The organism is Polynucleobacter sp. JS-JIR-5-A7 (assembly GCF_018687935.1).
GTDB lineage: Bacteria > Pseudomonadota > Gammaproteobacteria > Burkholderiales > Burkholderiaceae > Polynucleobacter.
In genome coordinates this window covers 1,751,861-1,768,781 of record NZ_CP061308.1, presented here as the reverse complement: position 1 = coordinate 1,768,781, position 16,921 = coordinate 1,751,861, and the positions used below count along the sequence as shown (strand labels likewise).

The following is a 16,921-nucleotide window of genomic DNA, read 5'->3' as shown; positions in this document are numbered from 1 at the left end:
AAAACGAAGTTTATAAAACCTACAGAATGACTTCATCTTCAGTGAAGCACGCTTTCCAGGTGGCATAGAAAGAGCAGTGCATGAGTGTTAGGCCCGCCATAGAAATGGGGGCGACAAGGAAGGATGCTGCTTGACCAAAATCTAAGGCATCAAACAGCATGCCAATCGTCAAAGGAATGGCAATCAACACGACACTCCAAATGGAGAGGTAGAAAAAGAAAGCTGCTTTATTTGTCCAACAGGCAAGCCAACTAGAAAAAAGCGCTTGAGAAACCGACATATCTGCCCAAGCTACTAAGACAGGGGAAAACCACATCAACATGGCTACAGGGATATACAAGATAGCGCCAAACAAAAGTACTAAATAGATTTGACGAAGTGCTTCAGGTGTAATGATGGTGTCACTCGTCAAGAGAGGTATGAGCATTTCAAAATCGACTAAGAGACTTAAGACAAAGCTGAGTAATAAGATCAGAGCCGCATAAATTAATCCCAACTGCAGTATCCGTTTACGAATCAGTTCGCCCGATTGAAGTGCTACCAAATACACAGTAGGACGAATACGCTCCTTTTGAATTGCTTGGCGACAGGCTGTCATAAAACCAACTGACAAAGTAGGCGTTAACAGCAATACTGCAAACACCCCAATCACCGGGATGATGACGGCGAGTTGTGCGGCGAAGACATACATAAAGACCAGCATCAAAAAGCCCAAAGGATTTTGCTTAAAAAGCCAAATCCCTTGTCTGATCCAGGTATAACCCTCTTTTGGGGCGACAGTGTTTAGTTTCATAAGGAGCGACGGCTGAGAAGAATGTGTTCAAAGTGACTTGGGTCGTGAGGGGTGAGCATCTGCGCATTGCGCGGTAAATAAAAATCCCAGAGGCGAGAGACCCAGAAACGCAGTGCCGCAGCGCGCATCATGAGGGGCCAGCTAGCATGCTCTTCTTTGGTGAGGGGGCGTATAGCTTGATAGGCTTGCAGCAGGGCATCACAGCGCGCCAGGTCAAGATCTTGTTTATTGTCAGCTAGACACCAATCATTTACGGTCACAGCAAGATCAAACAACCACTTATCGGTACCTGCGAAATAAAAATCAAAGAAACCACCGAGTTGATCCTCGTGAGGATCGTTGCTGCTATTGGGATCGAAGAGCACGTTATCTCTAAAGAGATCGCAATGGCTGGCACCTTGTGGAAGTGCATCGTAGTTGCTGGAAGCAAAAAATGCTTCTTGCGTAGCAAGTTCATTTGTCAGCAAATCTTTTTGGGATGAATTGACATGCGGCAACACTAAAGGAATGGTTTGTTGCCACCAGCCAAGGCTCCGCAGATTTTCTTGTGACTGAGGAAAATCTTTGCCAGCTAAATGCATCTTGGCTAACATCTCGCCAACCAGGGCGCAGTGTTTTGCTGCGGGTTGTAGTCTAGATATGCCCGGTAATTTACTGACGATGGCTGCAGGCTTACCTTTTAGAGAGAAAAGAATTTCTCCCTGATGATTTTCAATTGGCTTGGGTACTGGGATGCCCTTGTTTGCCAAGTGGCGCATTAACTCTAAGTAGTAGGGGAGTTGCTCGGCGGACAATCTTTCAAAAATAGTGAGAACGTATTCTTGCGTCTTACCATTTTGGATCGTATCTAAAAAGAAATTGGAATTTTCAATCCCACCATGAATGCCGCGAATATCGGCGGCTTCACCAATATTGAAATGTTGAGAAATCCAAGGGGAGATCTCACTCAATTCAATAGGTGTGAATACAGCCATAAAGCAGTAACTATGCTTTCAATTCTTTACTTAATGGGAATGCTAATGCTAGGTACGCTTAAGAGGCCGCCTTCACCAGATGGGGGTCCAGGCATAACAGAGTCGGGTGGTGACATCTCATAAGTGGTGTATTTGGTTTTCACTTGCACTTGAGTTGGGCTGTTAGCGTCTTTGTACTCAATGATTTCAGTACCAGTAGACTCTTTGTGCTGAAAACTGGGTTTGCGACTTTCTGGGCTACCCAAGACTCCCCCTGGACTCACCGCAGGAGCAAGCGGCTGGTTGTTGATTCGGTTGAGCTCAGATTGGCTGAGGGCTTGGCTGGTATTCTGAGCCAATGCCGATCCTGCTCCAAATAGGCTAAAAGCTAGCAAAAAGCTGATTAAAGCAGGGCTTTGACTGTAGTTATGGCTAATTAAGTTTGTTAGAGCATGCATCATTTTTCACCTTTTTTGGCCTACTCTCGGGTGGTTCTTTAACCAGACCTGTAGGCAATTCATAACTAGATTGTACGATTGCGGTATGACTAAACATAGACTCTTGTTGGTAGACGGTTCTAGCTACCTGTATCGCGCCTTTCATGCCATGCCAGACCTCAGAAACGGGGCTGGGGAGCCTACTGGCGCCATCTATGGCATGGTCAATATGATGCGCCGGGCTAGATCTGAGCTCAAGGCTGACCATATCGCTTGCGTCTTTGACGCCAAGGGCAAGACGTTCCGAGATGAAATGTATGCCGAGTACAAAGCCCATCGCTCTCCCATGCCCGAGGATTTGGTGAAGCAAATTGAACCGATTCATGCAATGGTCAAAGCTTTAGGTTGGCCGGTATTGATGGTGTCAGGCGTTGAGGCGGATGATGTGATCGGTACTTTAGCTTGCCAAGCAACCCAAGCAGGTTGGGAAACGATTATCTCTACTGGTGATAAAGATCTAGCCCAGTTAGTCAATCCCTCTGTCACACTTATTAACACGATGACCAATGAAAAGCTGGACATCGAAGGGGTAAAGGAAAAGTTTGGTGTACCTCCTGAACTCATCGTCGACTACTTATCCATCATTGGCGATGCAGTGGATAACGTGCCAGGCGTTCCTAAAGCAGGCCCCAAAACTGCGAACAAATGGTTGGCAGAGTTTGGCAATCTCGATAATTTGATGATCAACGCCGATCAAGTCAAAGGTGTAGTGGGTGAAAATCTTCGCGCTTCTTTAGAGTGGTTGCCACAAGCACGACAACTCATCACCGTCAAAACGGATTGTGATTTATCTCCTCATTTGCCAGGCTTAGATGATTTGCATGCGAAGTCAGAAGATGCTGCTTTGCTTCGAGAGCTATTCGAACGCTATGCCTTTAAGACTTGGTTGCGAGATGTTGAAAAGCAGCTCACCAGCCCAGGAAATGATAGTTCTGAGCCCGCTGCCTTTGATTTGGTGGGTACGCCCATCACCAATACCAGCGCAGAAAATGACTCTAAAAAATCACGAGTTATTGCCACTGCCCCCACTAAAGCACTCTCGCAAGACACGACAGATCTTCAGGATGCAATTGAGCGTCACTACGAGTGTGTCACTGATGACCTTGCTTTAGAGAAGTGGTTAAAAAAAATTGCAAGCGCGCAACTGACTGCGGTTGATACAGAAACAACCAGCCTAGATGCATTGGCTGCAGAGTTGGTTGGGATTTCTTTATCAGTAAAGCCAGGTGAAGCTTGTTACATTCCAGTTGCGCATCGTAATGGTGAAGTACAACTTAATCGAGATGCTGTGCTTGCTAAATTAAAACCTTGGCTAGAGAGTGCAAGTCATTTCAAGGTGGGGCAAAACTTAAAGTATGACGCGCATATTTTTGCAAACTATGGGATTACTTTAGGCGGCATTGCATTTGATACTCTGCTCGAGTCGTATGTGCTGGAGTCACACCTTCCGCACAATATGGATAGCTTGGCTGAACGCCACTTAGGGATGAAAACGATCCGCTATGAAGAGGTGTGTGGCAAAGGGGTTCATCAAATTGGCTTTGACCAGGTCGATTTGAAGATTGCTACTGACTATGCGGCAGAGGATGCGGACATTACCTTGCGCCTGCACCACGAGCTTTGGCCACAGATTCAGGAAAGCCCAGGCCTGCTCTATGTGTATGAAAAGATCGAGATGCCTGCCATGCGGGTTCTGGGAATCATGGAGCGTAATGGCATACGAATCGATTCTGCTTTATTGGGTAAACAGGGTCAGCAAGTTGGCAAGCGCCTTTTGGAACTGGAGGGTGAGATTCATCAACTGGCGGGGCAGCCATTCAATATTCAATCACCCAAGCAAATTGCTGAAATCCTCTTTGTACAACTGGAACTGCCAGTGATTAAGAAGACGCCATCAGGCGCACCGTCAACCGACGAGGAAGTTTTGCAGAAATTGGCGGAGGACTATCCATTACCGGCGCGTATCTTGGACTATCGTAGCTTAGCCAAGCTAATGTCGACCTATATTGAAAAGCTACCGCGCATGGCTGACCCTAAAACAGGGCGCGTCCACACCAACTTTTCGCAAGCAACCGCAGTCACCGGGCGTTTGGCATCGAGTGATCCAAACTTGCAAAACATTCCGGTGCGCACAGAAGAGGGTCGTCGCATACGCGAAGCCTTTATAGCGGCTGAGGGCTGCAAATTGTTATCAGCCGACTATTCTCAAATTGAGCTGCGCATCATGGCACATATTGCGGAAGACGAAAATCTCTTGGCAGCCTTTCGTGATGGCAAAGATGTACACCAAGCCACTGCCGCAGAAATTTTTGGTATCCCGCAAGATGATGTCAATTCAGAGCAACGTCGTTATGCCAAGGTCATTAACTTTGGCCTGATCTATGGCATGAGCGCTTTTGGTTTAGCAGGCAATCTGGGGATTGAGCGTTCAGCAGCGCAAAACTATATTGCAAAGTACTTTGATCGTTATCCTGGGGTGGCGCAATATATGGAGCGTACTCGCCTAGAGGCTCGAGAAAATGGTTATGTAGAAACTGTTTTTGGTAGACGCCTCTGGTTGCCGGAAATTAAAGGCTCCAATGGTCCGCGTCGTCAGGGTGCTGAGCGTGCTGCGATTAATGCACCGATGCAAGGAACGGCTGCCGACCTGATTAAGCTTGCCATGATTGCCGTGGAAGACTGGCTTGAAAAGCAACAACTTAAGACGAAGCTGCTATTACAGGTGCATGATGAGTTGGTATTTGACGTTCCCTTGAATGAAATCGATCTGTTGCAGGAAAAGTTACCGGATTTGATGTGCAATGTGGCTCAATTGAAGGTGCCATTGGTCGTTAGTATTGGGATTGGCGATAATTGGGAAGAGGCGCATTAGTAGCGTTAGTAAATAGCTAGGAGATAAACACGATGAGCAATAAGACACTGAATAGTAGAAGAAATTTTATGAAAACCTCGGTCGCCGGCGCTACCGCATTACGTGGTGCTGTCACTACACTGGGTGTTGGCTTTGTAGTTGCCTCTGATCCTGTGATGGCGGCCGCCATTGAGACCGACTTTAAGGGTCTCAAAGCAGGCGAGCAAATGATTCCTATCGGTAACTTCCAGCTACCTGCTTATGTTTCTCGTCCAGAAAATGCAAAAGGTAATTTGCCGATCATCATCGTAGTGAGTGAAATTTTTGGTGTTCATGAATACATCGCTGACGTCACACGTCGTTTTGCAAAGCTTGGATATCTCGCGATTGCCCCTGAGTTTTTTACGCGCGCAGGAGATCCTAATACTTACGGCACCATTGCTGAAATTCAGGCAAACATTGTGGCCAAGACACCCGATGCTCAAGTCTTAAATGATTTGCAGGCTGCCTTGGTATGGGCTGGCAAAAATGGTGGTGATCTGAAGCGAGTCGGTGTAACTGGTTTTTGCTGGGGTGGGCGCATCACTTGGCTATCTGCAACTCTGCCGCAAGTCAAGGCAGGTGTGGCTTGGTATGGAAGAGTGATTGGTGAAAAAACTGAAAATAGCCCACGTCATCCAGTCGATTTAGCTGCAGATTTAAAAGCCCCAGTACTAGGCCTGTATGGTGGCGCTGATACTGGCATCTCTTTGGAGAGTGTTGAGCAAATGCGTGCAGCACTTGCGCAAGCAGCACCGAAAAATCCTGCGGCAAAAGCCTCTCTGATTGAGGTATATCCCGATACCCCTCATGCCTTCCATGCTGACTATCGCGCAACCTATCGCGAAGGCCCTGCTAAAGATGGTTGGGAGAAATGTCTTGCTTGGTTTAAGAAAATGGGTGTAGCGTAACTCTCGATGACGGTTCTTCAAAGTATTCTTTTGGTGACAGCATTAGCAGGTACTGCTAGCGTTTTGGTCGCCGCCAGTTTTTCAATCGCGCTGCTGTCGAAGATGGTCAATAACATGGTCAGCTTGTCGGTTGGTATTCTGCTGGCCACAGCGCTCTTGCACTCGTTACCCGAAGCATTCAATATGCAGGGTACTAACCCCCAGTACTTATTTGCGACTTTGTTGGCGGGATTATTAGGATTTTTCTTGCTAGAAAAAATTGCCTTGTTGCGCCATGACCATCATCACGAAGGTGATGGTCATCACCATCATGACGGTCATGATGCGGAGAATGCAGGGCGCAGTGGTTGGATGATTTTGGTAGGTGATGGTATTCATAACTTTGTGGACGGCATTTTGATTGCCGCTGCTTTTATGGCCGACTATCAAGTGGGTATCTTTACGGCGATCGCCATCATTGCTCACGAGATTCCACAAGAGATTGGTGACTTCATTGTGCTTCTCAATGCAGGTTTCTCGCGCACTCGCGCCTTGCTCTACAACTTCATCTGTGGTCTGTCAGCTGTAGTGGGCGGGGTATTGGCCTACTTCTTTTTAGAGAAAGCGCATGCAGCGATGCCGTATTTGCTCGTGATTGCTTCAAGCAGTTTTATTTACATTGCGGTGAGTGATTTAATTCCGCAAATGCACCGTCGCCCACACTGGGCTGAGTCACTGCGTCAAACAGTGTTGATTGCCTGCGGCGTAGGATTTGTGATCCTACTCTCGCTCCTGCACTAATTCAAAAGTTTGTTTTTAAGTTTCGACTGGTCTGCTAGGGTCAGCACACCATTCACTCCAGCTGCCCGCATATAAGCGAGAGCCTTTGAGACCAGCGACTTCCATCGCCAGAAGGTTGTGACATGCAGTAACGCCTGAGCCACATTGGTGAATAACTTCAGCAGGTTTGACAGGGCCTAGTAATTCAACAAAATCTTTAAAGAGTTGCTCTGCGGGTTTAAATGCAGTCGCAGATAAATTGCCTTTGAAGAAATGATTGATTGCGCCAGGGATATGTCCAGCAATTGGGTCTAAAGTTTCGTTTTGACCATGGAAGCGATCGTTAGCTCGCGCATCAATGACCGTAAGTTTCTTGGTTTGTAAGTTGGCTACCACTTCATCTACTAAGGCAAGCCCAACATAGGTTCTTGGCTCAATGGCTTGCGGTGCAGGGTTAGGTTTGCGTGGCACTGTGCCCATAGGGCCATTCCAGGCATCAAGACCGCCATCTAAGACTTGAACCTTCGCATGGCCAGTAGCTTTGAGCATCCACCACAAGCGGCTGGCATAGACCGAGCCCTGTTTGTCATAAGCAACTACGAGAGTATTGGGAGTCATGCCTAAACGGGTTTTAGTTTGTGCCCATGCCTCAGGACTTGGCAAAGGGTGTCTGCCATTGCTGCCTGTTTTATTGCCTGACATATCGCGATCAAGATCGACGTAAATCGCACCAGGAATATGGCTCTCTTCATACGCTTTCTTGCCTGACTCTGGATCGGTTAAATCAAAGCGGCAGTCGCAGAGCAAAACATCTTCACCACTATTGATGATTTCTTCTAACTGGTTTGCGGTAATTAGAGGAGTCATGATGTTTCCTATATTGAGGTAGCGAGGAAAGGAGGAAAGCTACTAATTTAGATTATGCACCTTGAAAATTCATAGCGCGACGGTACCATTCATGAAAATGTTGCATGCCATCTTCCATCGGGCTTTGATAAGGACCAACCTCATTAATGCCACGAGCAAGTAGTGCTGCTCTTCCTTGATCCATGCGCTCTGCGATTTCATCATCCTCGATGCAGGTCTCCATGTAAGCGGCACGTTCGGCCTCCACAAATTCACGCTCGAATAAGGCAATTTCTTCTGGGTAGTAAAACTCAACGATATTTCGAGTCTTGTTGACACCCATCGGATGCAATGTAGAAACGCACAGAACACCTGGGTACCACTCCACCATCACATTAGGGTAGTAGGTCAGCCAGATCGCCCCATGGCGTGGTGCTTTGCCGTCAAATTGGCGCAGCACGGCTTCGTGCCAATGACGGTAGGTTGGCGATCCCGGGATTTGGAGATCTTTATGAATGCCCACAGTTTGTACGCTATGCCAATCACCAAATTCCCAATGCAAGTCTTCGCATGAAACAAACTTGCCTAAGCCTGGATGAAACGGCACCACGTGGTAATCCTCGAGATATACCTCGATGAAAGTTTTCCAGTTGTAATTGCAATCGTGTACTTCAACATGGTCGAGCAGATAGCCATCAAATTGGAGATCGTCTGCCACACCGAGTTTGGCAAGATCAGCGCGCACATCGCGGGGACCTTCAAACAATAGGCCTTGCCAATTTTGCAAAGGGGACTTGCCAAGATTTAAACAAGGCTTATCTTCAAAGTGCGGTGCACCCAGTAAATTGCCACCTAAGTCGTACGTCCAACGATGCAGGGGGCAAACAATATTTTCAGTTTTACCTTTGCCATTGAGCATCAGTGCTTGGCGATGCCGGCAAACATTGGAAAGCAGTTCAACACTCTCGTTATTGCGAACGAGGATGCGACCTTCATTTTCTGCGCTTAAAGTTTGATAGGAGCCCACTTCAGGCACCATGAGTTCATGGCCAACATAGCCAGGACCCTGCTTAAAAAGCAGTTCAATTTCTTGCTGATACAAATCAGCATCGAAATATGCCGAAACCGGCAGTTGTAGATTGGACGGCGCAAGCTTCTGCGCGGTAGCCAGATTAGTCATTCTCCCCACCCCCGAAAACGTCAGCCGAAGCTAAGCGGAATAACCAATCCAACCATCGACGGATCGATATTGGAAAGGAAGGGGTCGATTATACCCATCTGAGGGGCATCTCGCTTTAATATGGAGGGCAATCCGTATCGGAAATATGAAGGAACCCGCTTATGCCAGCCAAGAAATCAGAGAGTCAAAAACCAGGTCTTGAGATCCAAATCGACCCAGATCTGCGCTATGAGCAAGCTGTAAAAGAGCTTGAAAAGCTCATTTTTGACATGGAGTCTGGCAAATTTTCTCTAGAAGAGACTTTATTGGCCTATCAACGGGGCGCAGCTTTGCTGAAACATTGCCAAGGGGTTCTTGCGCAAGTCGAACAGCAAGTGAGAGTGTTCGAGGCTTAATTGGGTACTCCTTTTCAATTTCAGGCGTGGATTGCCGCTCACTCTGAACGCACTGAATCTGCCTTAGATCGTTTGCTTGATTCTGCGCAGGTAACGCCTCAGCGTTTACATGAAGCCATGCGTTATGCAGCACAAGGTGGCGGCAAACGGATTCGTCCTCTATTGGTTTATGCGGCAGGTGAACTGGGTGATCAATTTTCCCAGGAAAAGAATGCGGCATTAGATGCTGCAGCAGTAGCGATCGAATGTATTCATGCATATTCATTAGTGCACGATGACTTGCCTTGCATGGATGATGATGACTTGCGCCGCGGTAGACCAACAGTACACAAAGCCTTTGATGAAGCAACTGCATTGTTAGTGGGCGATGCTTTGCAAACCCGCGCATTTGAAATTCTGGCTACCGCCCAGTGCGATATGAATAATCGTTTACGCATGATCAGTGTCTTAGCTGCAGCCTCTGGTTCGCGCGGTATGGCGGGTGGTCAAGCTATTGACTTAGAGAGCGTTGGTAAGAAATTAGATCTGGCAGGTTTACAACAAATGCATGCCATGAAAACCGGTGCTTTGCTTTCTTGTGCGGTAGAACTCGGTGGCATTGCTGCCGATCTCAATGCAAATCAATTGGCCCAACTCCAAAAATACTCAAAAGCCCTGGGTTTGGCTTTCCAAATTGTGGATGATGTGCTGGATGCTACGGCTGATAGTCAAACTCTTGGAAAAACTGCTGGTAAAGATGCAGCCAATGACAAGCCAACCTATGTGACCTTGATGGGTTTAGACTATGCACAGAAACAGGCGAAAGAATTGCAAGAAACCGCCATCAGTAGTTTGGATGGTTTTGGTGATCAAGCGCAGGCCTTAAAAGATTTAGCCCTATTGGTTGTCAATAGAGGCAAATGAGACAAACTAGATTCGATGACTTTGCATTCCGTTAATTCTCCTGACGATTTAAAAACACTTTCTCGCGAAGAGCTGCCTGCTCTTGCCGATGAGTTACGCCAATTTGTTTTGGAATCCGTTTCCAAAACTGGTGGACACTTGTCTTCTAACTTGGGCACAGTAGAGTTATCGATTGCCTTGCATTACGTATTTGATACGCCGCGCGATCGCATCGTTTGGGACGTAGGTCATCAAAGCTATCCGCACAAAATTTTGACTGGTCGTCGAGAGCGCATGAGTACTCTGCGTCAATTCAAAGGATTGTCAGGATTTCCTCAGCGTGCTGAAAGCGAGTTTGATGCTTTTGGTACTGGCCACTCATCGACTAGTATTTCTGCAGCAATGGGTATGGCACGTGCTTTTCAAACCAAGGGTGAACGCCAAGTTGCAGTTGCTGTGATGGGTGATAGTGCGATGACGGGCGGCATGGCTTTTGAAGCAATGAATAATGCGGGTGTGTATGACGATTTGCCCCTTGTGGTGATTTTAAATGACAACGATATGTCGATCTCACCAGCAGTGGGTGCGCTTAATCGTCACCTTGCCAGATTGCTCAGTGGCAATATTTACTCAGCAACCAAAAAAGGAATTGATAGCGTGCTATCGATCGCACCCCCACTGCGCGAGTTTGCTAAACGCCTGGAAGATCATGCCAAGGGCATGGTCTCACCATCAACCATCTTCCAAGAATTTGGCTTTAACTACTTTGGCCCGATTGATGGTCATGACTTAGATGCTTTGATTCCCATGTTGCAGAACGTACGCCGCCTAGCGCTCGAGGGAAATGGCCCACAGTTCTTGCACGTGGTGACTAAAAAAGGTCAGGGCTATGAGTTGGCTGAGGCTGATCCAGTGCTATATCACGGGCCAAGCAAATTTAATCCTAAAGAGGGCGTCAAGAAAGCTGCTGCTAGCAAGAAAACATTCACTCAAGTGTTTGGTGAATGGCTTTGCGATATGGCCCATGCTGATCCTTTGTTGATTGGCATTACACCAGCCATGCGGGAAGGCTCTGGTCTGGTTGAATTTGAAAAGACTTTTCCTAAACGCTATTACGACGTTGGTATTGCTGAACAACATGCAGTGACTTTTGCAGCAGGTATGGCCTGCGAAGGCATGAAGCCAGTGGTGGCGATCTATTCCACTTTCTTGCAACGCGCCTACGATCAATTGATTCATGACGTTGCTCTGCAAGATTTGCCAGTCTTATTTGCACTCGATCGCGCAGGTTTAGTGGGTGCTGATGGCGCAACACATGCCGGTGCGTATGACATTCCATTCTTGCGTTGTATTCCAAATATGTTGGTGATGACGCCAGCAGACGAAGCAGAGTGCCGCGATTTATTGACGACTGCATATCATCAAGCTCACCCTAGTGCCGTGCGTTACCCGCGTGGTTCAGGTGTTGGCACTATTCCTTCAACAGAGCTGCGTACTTTGCCTTTGGGTAAGGGTGAGATTCGTCGTAAATCGAACGCACCCGCTGGACAGCGTGTGGCGATCTTGGCATTTGGCACTTTGTTGTATGCCGCATTAGAAGCAGCTGAAGGTTTCGATGCGACTGTTGCCAATATGCGTTTTGTAAAGCCACTCGATATTGATCTCATCAAATCATTAGCGGCCGATCATGATTATCTAGTCACCATTGAAGATGGCGCCATTGCTGGCGGCGCTGGCGGCGCTTGCTTGGAGGCGCTCTCCTCACTCGGGATTAACAAGCCCCTATTGCAGTTAGGTCTTCCTGATGAATTTATTGAACATGGCGACTATCAGCTGCTCATGACTAAGTGTGGCTTGGATGTTGAGGGTATTACAAACTCTATTAAAAAGCGTTTTCCTGCGGTATTAATGGCAAATTCAGCAATTTCAGGCAAATAAGCCCGTTTTGCTTGAAAATAGAGTCATGAATGACATGAACCCCGCCTTTCTGAAAGCTAGTGCAATGCCTGATGTGCAATCCACTTTGGATGTGCGCGCGTTGCCCATTGAGCAAGTCGGTATTCGGGGTGTACGTCATCCACTGATGATTCGCAGCAAGACTGGCAACTTTCCATCGGTTGGTACTTTTGAGATGGATGTGGCATTACCTGCGCATGTCAAGGGCACGCACATGTCTCGTTTCATGGCGCTCTTGCAAAAGCAAGATGCGGCAGTCGATAGCACTACGGTTGTCGCACTCGTAAAAGAGATGTTGCCTTTGTTAGATGCTAAAGAAGGCCATGTGCAATTTACTTACACCCACTTCGTTAAAAAAGCAGCGCCCGTTTCTGGTGTCGAAAGCTTGATGGATTACGAAGTCACTTGGATGGCCACTGCCAAACAAAATACGCAACCTACAGCTAGTGGTACCGATATTGAATTAGTTCTACGCGCACAAGTACCTGTGATGAGTTTATGCCCTTGCTCAAAAGAGATCTCGGAGTTTGGTGCGCACAATCAGCGCTCACATGTCACGATGACGGTGACATTGGATTCCAAAACACAGATGACTGTAGAAGATTTAGTTGCCGCTGCCGAGAGCGAGGCATCTAGTGAACTCTGGGGTTTACTTAAGCGCCCTGACGAGAAGTGGGTGACTGAGCATTCCTACAGTAATCCTAAATTCGTTGAAGACTTAGTGCGTGATGTAGCTGGCAATCTTAAGGCAGATCAGCGTATCCAGTCTTTTGTAGTTGAGGCTGAGAACTTTGAGTCCATCCACAATCACAGTGCATTTGCTCGTATCAGTCATAAGAAGTAAAGCAAGCTAAACCAAATTATTGCTTTGCAAATCCCAACGGGGTTTGATATCAAAGGCTCCAGAAGTTGTGGAGCCATTATTTTTGGCAAGCATGCGTAGTGCACCAGCAAAAGCAATCATCACGCCGTTATCGGTACACAACTCTAGTGGTGGGTAGTGCACCTCAAAACCTTGACGTGTAGCCTTCTCATTTAAAGCGCCACGCAATTGCAAGTTGGCACCAACACCGCCAGCAAGTACTAAATTCTGACAGCCAGTTTGTTTCAGTGCTTTTTCAGATTTACTGACTAAGACCGCAACGATGGCATCGACAAAGCTTCTCGCAAGATCCGCATGAAATTGTGCAACCTTAGTAGGATCAGATACTTTTTTCTCTTCAAACTTTTTGACTTGATTCAGAACTGCAGTTTTCAATCCCGAGAATGAGAAATCCAAGTCACCAGAGTGCAGCATCGGTTTTGGTAAATCAAATATTCCGACGCGACCCTGTTCTGCGAGTTTAGAAATAGCTGCACCACCGGGGTAATCAAGACCTAATAATTTGGCAGTTTTATCAAAAGCTTCACCCGCGGCATCGTCTAAGGTTTCACCTAAAAGTTCGTATTGGCCAATGCCAGAGACTTTCATGAGTTGGGTATGTCCACCAGAAACTAGGAGAGCGATAAAGGGAAATTGGGGTGCAGTTTGGCCCAAAAGTGGCGAAAGTAGGTGTCCTTCGAGGTGATGAATCCCGATCGAGGGCAAATGGAGGCCTTGGGCGAGGGATTTGGCGAAGGCACTGCCAACCAGTAGGGCGCCTGCTAGACCCGGACCTTGAGTGAAAGCAACCGCATCAATGTCGGCTAATTTCAGGCCAGATTGGGTCAAAGATTGGTCTAAAAGGGGTAAAACCCGGCGAATATGGTCTCGAGAGGCTAACTCTGGGACAACGCCCCCGTAATCTCGGTGCATGGCGATCTGAGAGTGCAAACCCTGCCCCAGAATGCCTTGGAATGCAGGTTTGCCCTCTTCCCAGGGGGTGGTGTTGTATAAAGCCACCCCGGTTTCATCACAAGAAGTTTCTATTCCTAAAACAATCATTTTTTGGTTTGGTCGTGCTAGAATCGCAATTCAGTTAATTTTTCGATATTTATCGAGCATATACGAGTTAAATAAGTATGACTACAGTCCGCCTCCGCGAAAACGAACCATTTGAAGTGGCATTGCGCCGTTTCAAGCGCACCATTGAAAAAAATGGTCTTTTGACAGACTTGCGTGCCCGCGAGTTTTACGAGAAGCCAACGGCTGAGCGTAAGCGTAAAAAGGCTGCCGCTGCTAAACGCCATTACAAGCGTATTCGCAGCCAAATGTTGCCGAAGAAGCTTTACTAATAGAATTTAAAGCTCTCTTCACCGAGAAGCTTTGAAACCCGCTGACGGTGAAACGCAGCGGGTTTTTGCTTTTTAAATAGCCAACTAAAACTGGATACATTCAACATCAGAAAGAATCAAATGAGTTTGAAAGATCAAATTACCGAAGATATGAAAAACGCGATGCGCGCTAAAGAGACTGCACGTCTTGGCACCATTCGACTTTTGTTAGCTGCTATCAAACAACGCGAAGTAGATGATCGCATTGTGCTCGATGACGCAGCCATCATTGCGACAATTGAAAAAATGATCAAGCAGCGCAAAGACTCGATCTCTCAATTTGAAAAAGCACAGCGTGACGATTTGGTCGCAGTGGAATCTGCTGAGATGGTCATTCTGCAGGCTTACTTGCCTGCCCAAATGTCCGATGCTGAAGTTGCTGCTGCAGTAGCAGCCGCGGTTGCCTCTACAGGCGCTGCTGGTCTACAGGATATGGGTAAAGTCATTGGCGCACTCAAAGGTCAATTGGCTGGCAAAGCAGATATGGGCAAGGTATCTGGCTTAGTAAAGGCCGCACTCGCAAAATAAGAGAACTCGCTCCATACTCTTAGCCTTATGGCGCTCATTCCACAATCCTTCATTGCCGATCTTTTAAATCGGGTCGACATCGTTGATGTGGTTGGGCAGCACGTAAAGTTAAAAAAAGCAGGCGCAAACTACCAAGGCTTGTGCCCCTTTCATTCAGAGAAGTCCCCCTCATTTTCTGTATCACCAACCAAACAGTTCTATCACTGCTTTGGTTGCGGTGCCCATGGATCTGCCATCAGTTTTCTGATGGAATATTCTGGTCTTGGATATGTCGATGCCATTGAAGAGCTCGCGCGTTCTGCAGGTTTAGATGTACCACGTGAAGAGCGCACAGCGAATGATGTTGCAAGACAACAGCAGGCGATGGCACTTAGCGAGGTGATGAGTTCTGCAGCTGATTGGTATCGCCAACAACTTAAGGGTAGTACTCGCGCAGTAGAGTATTTAAAAGGGCGCGGCCTGACTGGTGAGATTGCTAAACGATATTCACTTGGCTATGCCCCTGATGGTTGGCAAGGTCTTGAAGCTGTCTTTGGCTCCTACGCCAACGATGAAGTAGTCAAGACTTTAGTGGAAGGCGGCTTACTGATTCAAGGGGAACAGGCTGAAGGCTCCCCTATGACTAAGCCAGCAGTCAAGCGCTACGATCGCTTTCGGGATCGTGTGATGTTTCCGATTCGGAATCCCAAAGGTCAAACGATTGGCTTTGGTGGTCGTATCTTAGATCAAGGTGAGCCTAAATATTTAAATTCTCCAGAGACACCACTCTTTTCTAAAGGCAATACGCTTTACGGTTTATTTGAGGCAAGACAAGCGATTCGTGCGCAAGAATATGTCTTGGTGTGTGAAGGTTATATGGATGTTGTAGCACTGGCGCAATTGGGTTTCCCTAATGCAGTGGCCACGCTGGGTACGGCGTGTACTGCAAACCATGTACGCATGTTATTGCGTCAAACTGACAAAGTTGTTTTTTCATTTGATGGCGACTCTGCTGGTCAACGTGCAGCCCAGCGCGCTCTTGAAGCCTGTCTACCTCTCATGTCTGACGATAAAGAAATTCGTTTCCTATTCTTACCAACTGAGCACGACCCTGATAGTTATGTTCGTGCTTATGGCGCACCTGCTTTTGAAAAAGTCATCAAAGAGGCAATGTCGATCTCCAGCTTCTTCTTTAAGATTGCGAGCGAAGATCACGATCTAACAACTCCGGAAGGTAGAGCCCATACGCATCATGCGGCCAAGCCTTTGCTACTATCCATGCCACCGATTGCGTTGCGTACCCAAATTTTGCGTGAGCTCGCCATTCGAACTAACACCACTCCTACTGAGTTAGAAGCTTTTTGCGGATTAACGGTAGTGCCTGTTCGACAGACAAGCTATCAGCCTGCTCAGGCAAAGCAAACCCATTATCAAAACAATCAAAGCAATTACTCTAATACCGGCAATCGACAAGGCGCTCCATGGCAAGCCTCTAAAGGCTCTGCAAAGCGAGTGGCGACACAGAATATTGAGCCACCAAAAGCGCCAACCGATTTAGCCGAGCAGATGTTACGTGTGTTAATTCAGTTTCCGCATTTAGGTAAAGCGCTCGATAGCAATCAGCGTGCGCTCGCACTCAAAGCTGCTGAGCAACGATCAGCCAATGCACTCGCATTAATGAAAGATCTTTTATCTCAATGTGATCAAGTGGAATTGATTCCAGGGGAAAACGGAAAACCTGACACAGTAGGCGCCGGGGCATTTGCAATGTTTCAAGATCAACTCTCTCGTAGTGAGCTTGCCTCAATGTATGAAGTACTCAGAAAGCGTGTCATGGATTCTGACTTGGAGCTTGAGGGGGCAGCTGCCGATTTAGACGGGGCCTTTAAGAAACTAGAGCTGATTCACCTCAAACAAGAAATGACCGACATTGCCCAAAAAATCGCTGGTGAGACCGCCAGCGACCAAGATAAAGCCCGATATCGTGAATTGGGTGAAAAGCTGAAATTCTCCTAAGAATTTACTGAAACACCCCTAGAAATACCTGAAAAATACCCCATATTTTTAGGTAATCAGGGGTTAAAAAAGTCGCAATCGAC

At 47.2% G+C, this 16,921-nt stretch carries 16 protein-coding genes; 10 read left to right on the top strand and 6 right to left on the bottom strand.

The genetic code is table 11. From position 1 onward, the window contains the following. Nucleotides 1-19 precede the first annotated feature (19 nt). From AOC29_RS09250 to AOC29_RS09240, 3 genes are read right to left on the bottom strand one after another with little or no spacing between them, the layout of a single operon-like run. The gene (locus AOC29_RS09250) at nt 20-793 is read right to left on the bottom strand and encodes a BPSS1780 family membrane protein (protein ID WP_215295708.1); all 774 of its coding nucleotides are present in this window, start codon (nt 791-793) and stop codon (nt 20-22) included. Then, on the bottom strand, nt 790-1,767 hold the full coding sequence (locus tag AOC29_RS09245) for a homoserine kinase (protein ID WP_215295707.1): 978 nt from the start codon (nt 1,765-1,767) through the stop codon (nt 790-792). The genes AOC29_RS09250 and AOC29_RS09245 overlap by 4 nt, the downstream gene beginning before the upstream one ends. A gap of 26 nt (nt 1,768-1,793) precedes the next feature. Beyond that, a complete protein-coding gene (locus AOC29_RS09240; protein WP_215295706.1) occupies nt 1,794-2,207 on the bottom strand; it encodes a hypothetical protein in 414 nt (137 codons plus the stop codon). Nucleotides 2,208-2,289: 82 nt separating this feature from the next. Between AOC29_RS09240 and polA the strand changes: the two genes are divergently transcribed. From polA to AOC29_RS09225, 3 genes are all read left to right on the top strand, one after another. Then, nucleotides 2,290-5,115, top strand: a complete 2,826-nt coding sequence (gene polA, locus AOC29_RS09235) for a DNA polymerase I (protein ID WP_215295705.1) — start codon at nt 2,290-2,292, stop codon at nt 5,113-5,115. Nucleotides 5,116-5,183: 68 nt separating this feature from the next. Further along, nucleotides 5,184-6,044: a dienelactone hydrolase family protein gene (locus tag AOC29_RS09230; RefSeq protein WP_251369983.1), complete on the top strand. Its 861-nt coding sequence runs from the start codon at nt 5,184-5,186 to the stop codon at nt 6,042-6,044. Nucleotides 6,045-6,050: 6 nt separating this feature from the next. Beyond that, a complete protein-coding gene (locus tag AOC29_RS09225) occupies nt 6,051-6,824 on the top strand; it encodes a ZIP family metal transporter (RefSeq protein ID WP_215295703.1) in 774 nt (257 codons plus the stop codon). 15 nt (nt 6,825-6,839) lie between these two features. Here the strand turns inward: AOC29_RS09225 and AOC29_RS09220 are convergent, their stop codons facing one another. Both AOC29_RS09220 and AOC29_RS09215 read right to left on the bottom strand, forming a co-directional pair. Then, a complete protein-coding gene (locus tag AOC29_RS09220; protein WP_215295702.1) occupies nt 6,840-7,670 on the bottom strand; it encodes a sulfurtransferase in 831 nt (276 codons plus the stop codon). A 52-nt stretch (nt 7,671-7,722) separates the two neighbouring features. After that, nucleotides 7,723-8,829 carry an SRPBCC family protein gene (locus AOC29_RS09215; RefSeq protein WP_215295701.1) on the bottom strand — a complete coding sequence of 369 codons (1,107 nt, stop codon included), beginning with the start codon at nt 8,827-8,829 and terminating at the stop codon, nt 7,723-7,725. Nucleotides 8,830-8,990: 161 nt separating this feature from the next. Here AOC29_RS09215 and xseB point away from each other — a divergent pair, with 161 nt between their 5' ends. Genes xseB through folE2 form a run of 4 tightly spaced genes read left to right on the top strand, consistent with a single transcriptional unit; the run spans nt 8,991 to nt 12,906 of the window. After that, nucleotides 8,991-9,224: an exodeoxyribonuclease VII small subunit gene (xseB, locus tag AOC29_RS09210; protein ID WP_215295700.1), complete on the top strand. Its 234-nt coding sequence runs from the start codon at nt 8,991-8,993 to the stop codon at nt 9,222-9,224. After that, the gene (locus tag AOC29_RS09205) at nt 9,225-10,127 is read left to right on the top strand and encodes a polyprenyl synthetase family protein (protein ID WP_215295699.1); all 903 of its coding nucleotides are present in this window, start codon (nt 9,225-9,227) and stop codon (nt 10,125-10,127) included. Nucleotides 10,128-10,142: 15 nt separating this feature from the next. Next, nucleotides 10,143-12,044 (top strand): 1-deoxy-D-xylulose-5-phosphate synthase, encoded by a 1,902-nt coding sequence (dxs, locus tag AOC29_RS09200; RefSeq protein ID WP_215295698.1) that lies wholly within the window; start codon nt 10,143-10,145, stop codon nt 12,042-12,044. 25 nt (nt 12,045-12,069) lie between these two features. Further along, nucleotides 12,070-12,906 carry a GTP cyclohydrolase FolE2 gene (gene folE2 / locus AOC29_RS09195; RefSeq protein WP_215295697.1) on the top strand — a complete coding sequence of 279 codons (837 nt, stop codon included), beginning with the start codon at nt 12,070-12,072 and terminating at the stop codon, nt 12,904-12,906. Between the two features lie 6 nt (nt 12,907-12,912). Here folE2 and tsaD read toward each other — a convergent pair whose 3' ends face one another. Continuing rightward, the gene (tsaD, locus tag AOC29_RS09190) at nt 12,913-13,986 is read right to left on the bottom strand and encodes a tRNA (adenosine(37)-N6)-threonylcarbamoyltransferase complex transferase subunit TsaD (protein ID WP_215295696.1); all 1,074 of its coding nucleotides are present in this window, start codon (nt 13,984-13,986) and stop codon (nt 12,913-12,915) included. 77 nt (nt 13,987-14,063) lie between these two features. On the opposite strand from tsaD, the gene rpsU reads away from it, so the two are divergent. The 3 genes from rpsU to dnaG all read left to right on the top strand — a co-directional run bounded on the left by rpsU (nt 14,064) and on the right by dnaG (nt 16,838). Beyond that, complete coding sequence (gene rpsU, locus AOC29_RS09185) at nt 14,064-14,276, top strand: 30S ribosomal protein S21 (protein WP_011903537.1); 213 nt, start codon at nt 14,064-14,066, stop codon at nt 14,274-14,276. 120 nt (nt 14,277-14,396) lie between these two features. After that, on the top strand, nt 14,397-14,843 hold the full coding sequence (locus AOC29_RS09180) for a GatB/YqeY domain-containing protein (RefSeq protein WP_215295695.1): 447 nt from the start codon (nt 14,397-14,399) through the stop codon (nt 14,841-14,843). Between the two features lie 27 nt (nt 14,844-14,870). Beyond that, entirely contained in the window at nt 14,871-16,838 is a 1,968-nt protein-coding gene (gene dnaG, locus AOC29_RS09175; protein WP_215295694.1) for a DNA primase, read from the top strand. Nucleotides 16,839-16,921 lie beyond the last annotated feature (83 nt).

Excerpts from the sequence above, each read along its gene's own strand:
- AOC29_RS09250 (WP_215295708.1), bottom strand. The coding sequence starts at position 793 with ATGAAACTAAACACTGTCGCCCCAAAAGAGGGTTATACCTGGATCAGA.
- AOC29_RS09245 (WP_215295707.1), bottom strand. The coding sequence starts at position 1,767 with ATGGCTGTATTCACACCTATTGAATTGAGTGAGATCTCCCCTTGGATT.
- AOC29_RS09240 (WP_215295706.1), bottom strand. The coding sequence starts at position 2,207 with ATGATGCATGCTCTAACAAACTTAATTAGCCATAACTACAGTCAAAGC.
- polA (WP_215295705.1), top strand. The coding sequence starts at position 2,290 with ATGACTAAACATAGACTCTTGTTGGTAGACGGTTCTAGCTACCTGTAT.
- AOC29_RS09230 (WP_251369983.1), top strand. The coding sequence starts at position 5,184 with ATGAAAACCTCGGTCGCCGGCGCTACCGCATTACGTGGTGCTGTCACT.
- AOC29_RS09225 (WP_215295703.1), top strand. The coding sequence starts at position 6,051 with ATGACGGTTCTTCAAAGTATTCTTTTGGTGACAGCATTAGCAGGTACT.
- AOC29_RS09220 (WP_215295702.1), bottom strand. The coding sequence starts at position 7,670 with ATGACTCCTCTAATTACCGCAAACCAGTTAGAAGAAATCATCAATAGT.
- AOC29_RS09215 (WP_215295701.1), bottom strand. The coding sequence starts at position 8,829 with ATGACTAATCTGGCTACCGCGCAGAAGCTTGCGCCGTCCAATCTACAA.
- xseB (WP_215295700.1), top strand. The coding sequence starts at position 8,991 with ATGCCAGCCAAGAAATCAGAGAGTCAAAAACCAGGTCTTGAGATCCAA.
- dxs (WP_215295698.1), top strand. The coding sequence starts at position 10,143 with ATGACTTTGCATTCCGTTAATTCTCCTGACGATTTAAAAACACTTTCT.
- folE2 (WP_215295697.1), top strand. The coding sequence starts at position 12,070 with ATGAATGACATGAACCCCGCCTTTCTGAAAGCTAGTGCAATGCCTGAT.
- tsaD (WP_215295696.1), bottom strand. The coding sequence starts at position 13,986 with ATGATTGTTTTAGGAATAGAAACTTCTTGTGATGAAACCGGGGTGGCT.
- rpsU (WP_011903537.1), top strand. The coding sequence starts at position 14,064 with ATGACTACAGTCCGCCTCCGCGAAAACGAACCATTTGAAGTGGCATTG.
- AOC29_RS09180 (WP_215295695.1), top strand. The coding sequence starts at position 14,397 with ATGAGTTTGAAAGATCAAATTACCGAAGATATGAAAAACGCGATGCGC.
- dnaG (WP_215295694.1), top strand. The coding sequence starts at position 14,871 with ATGGCGCTCATTCCACAATCCTTCATTGCCGATCTTTTAAATCGGGTC.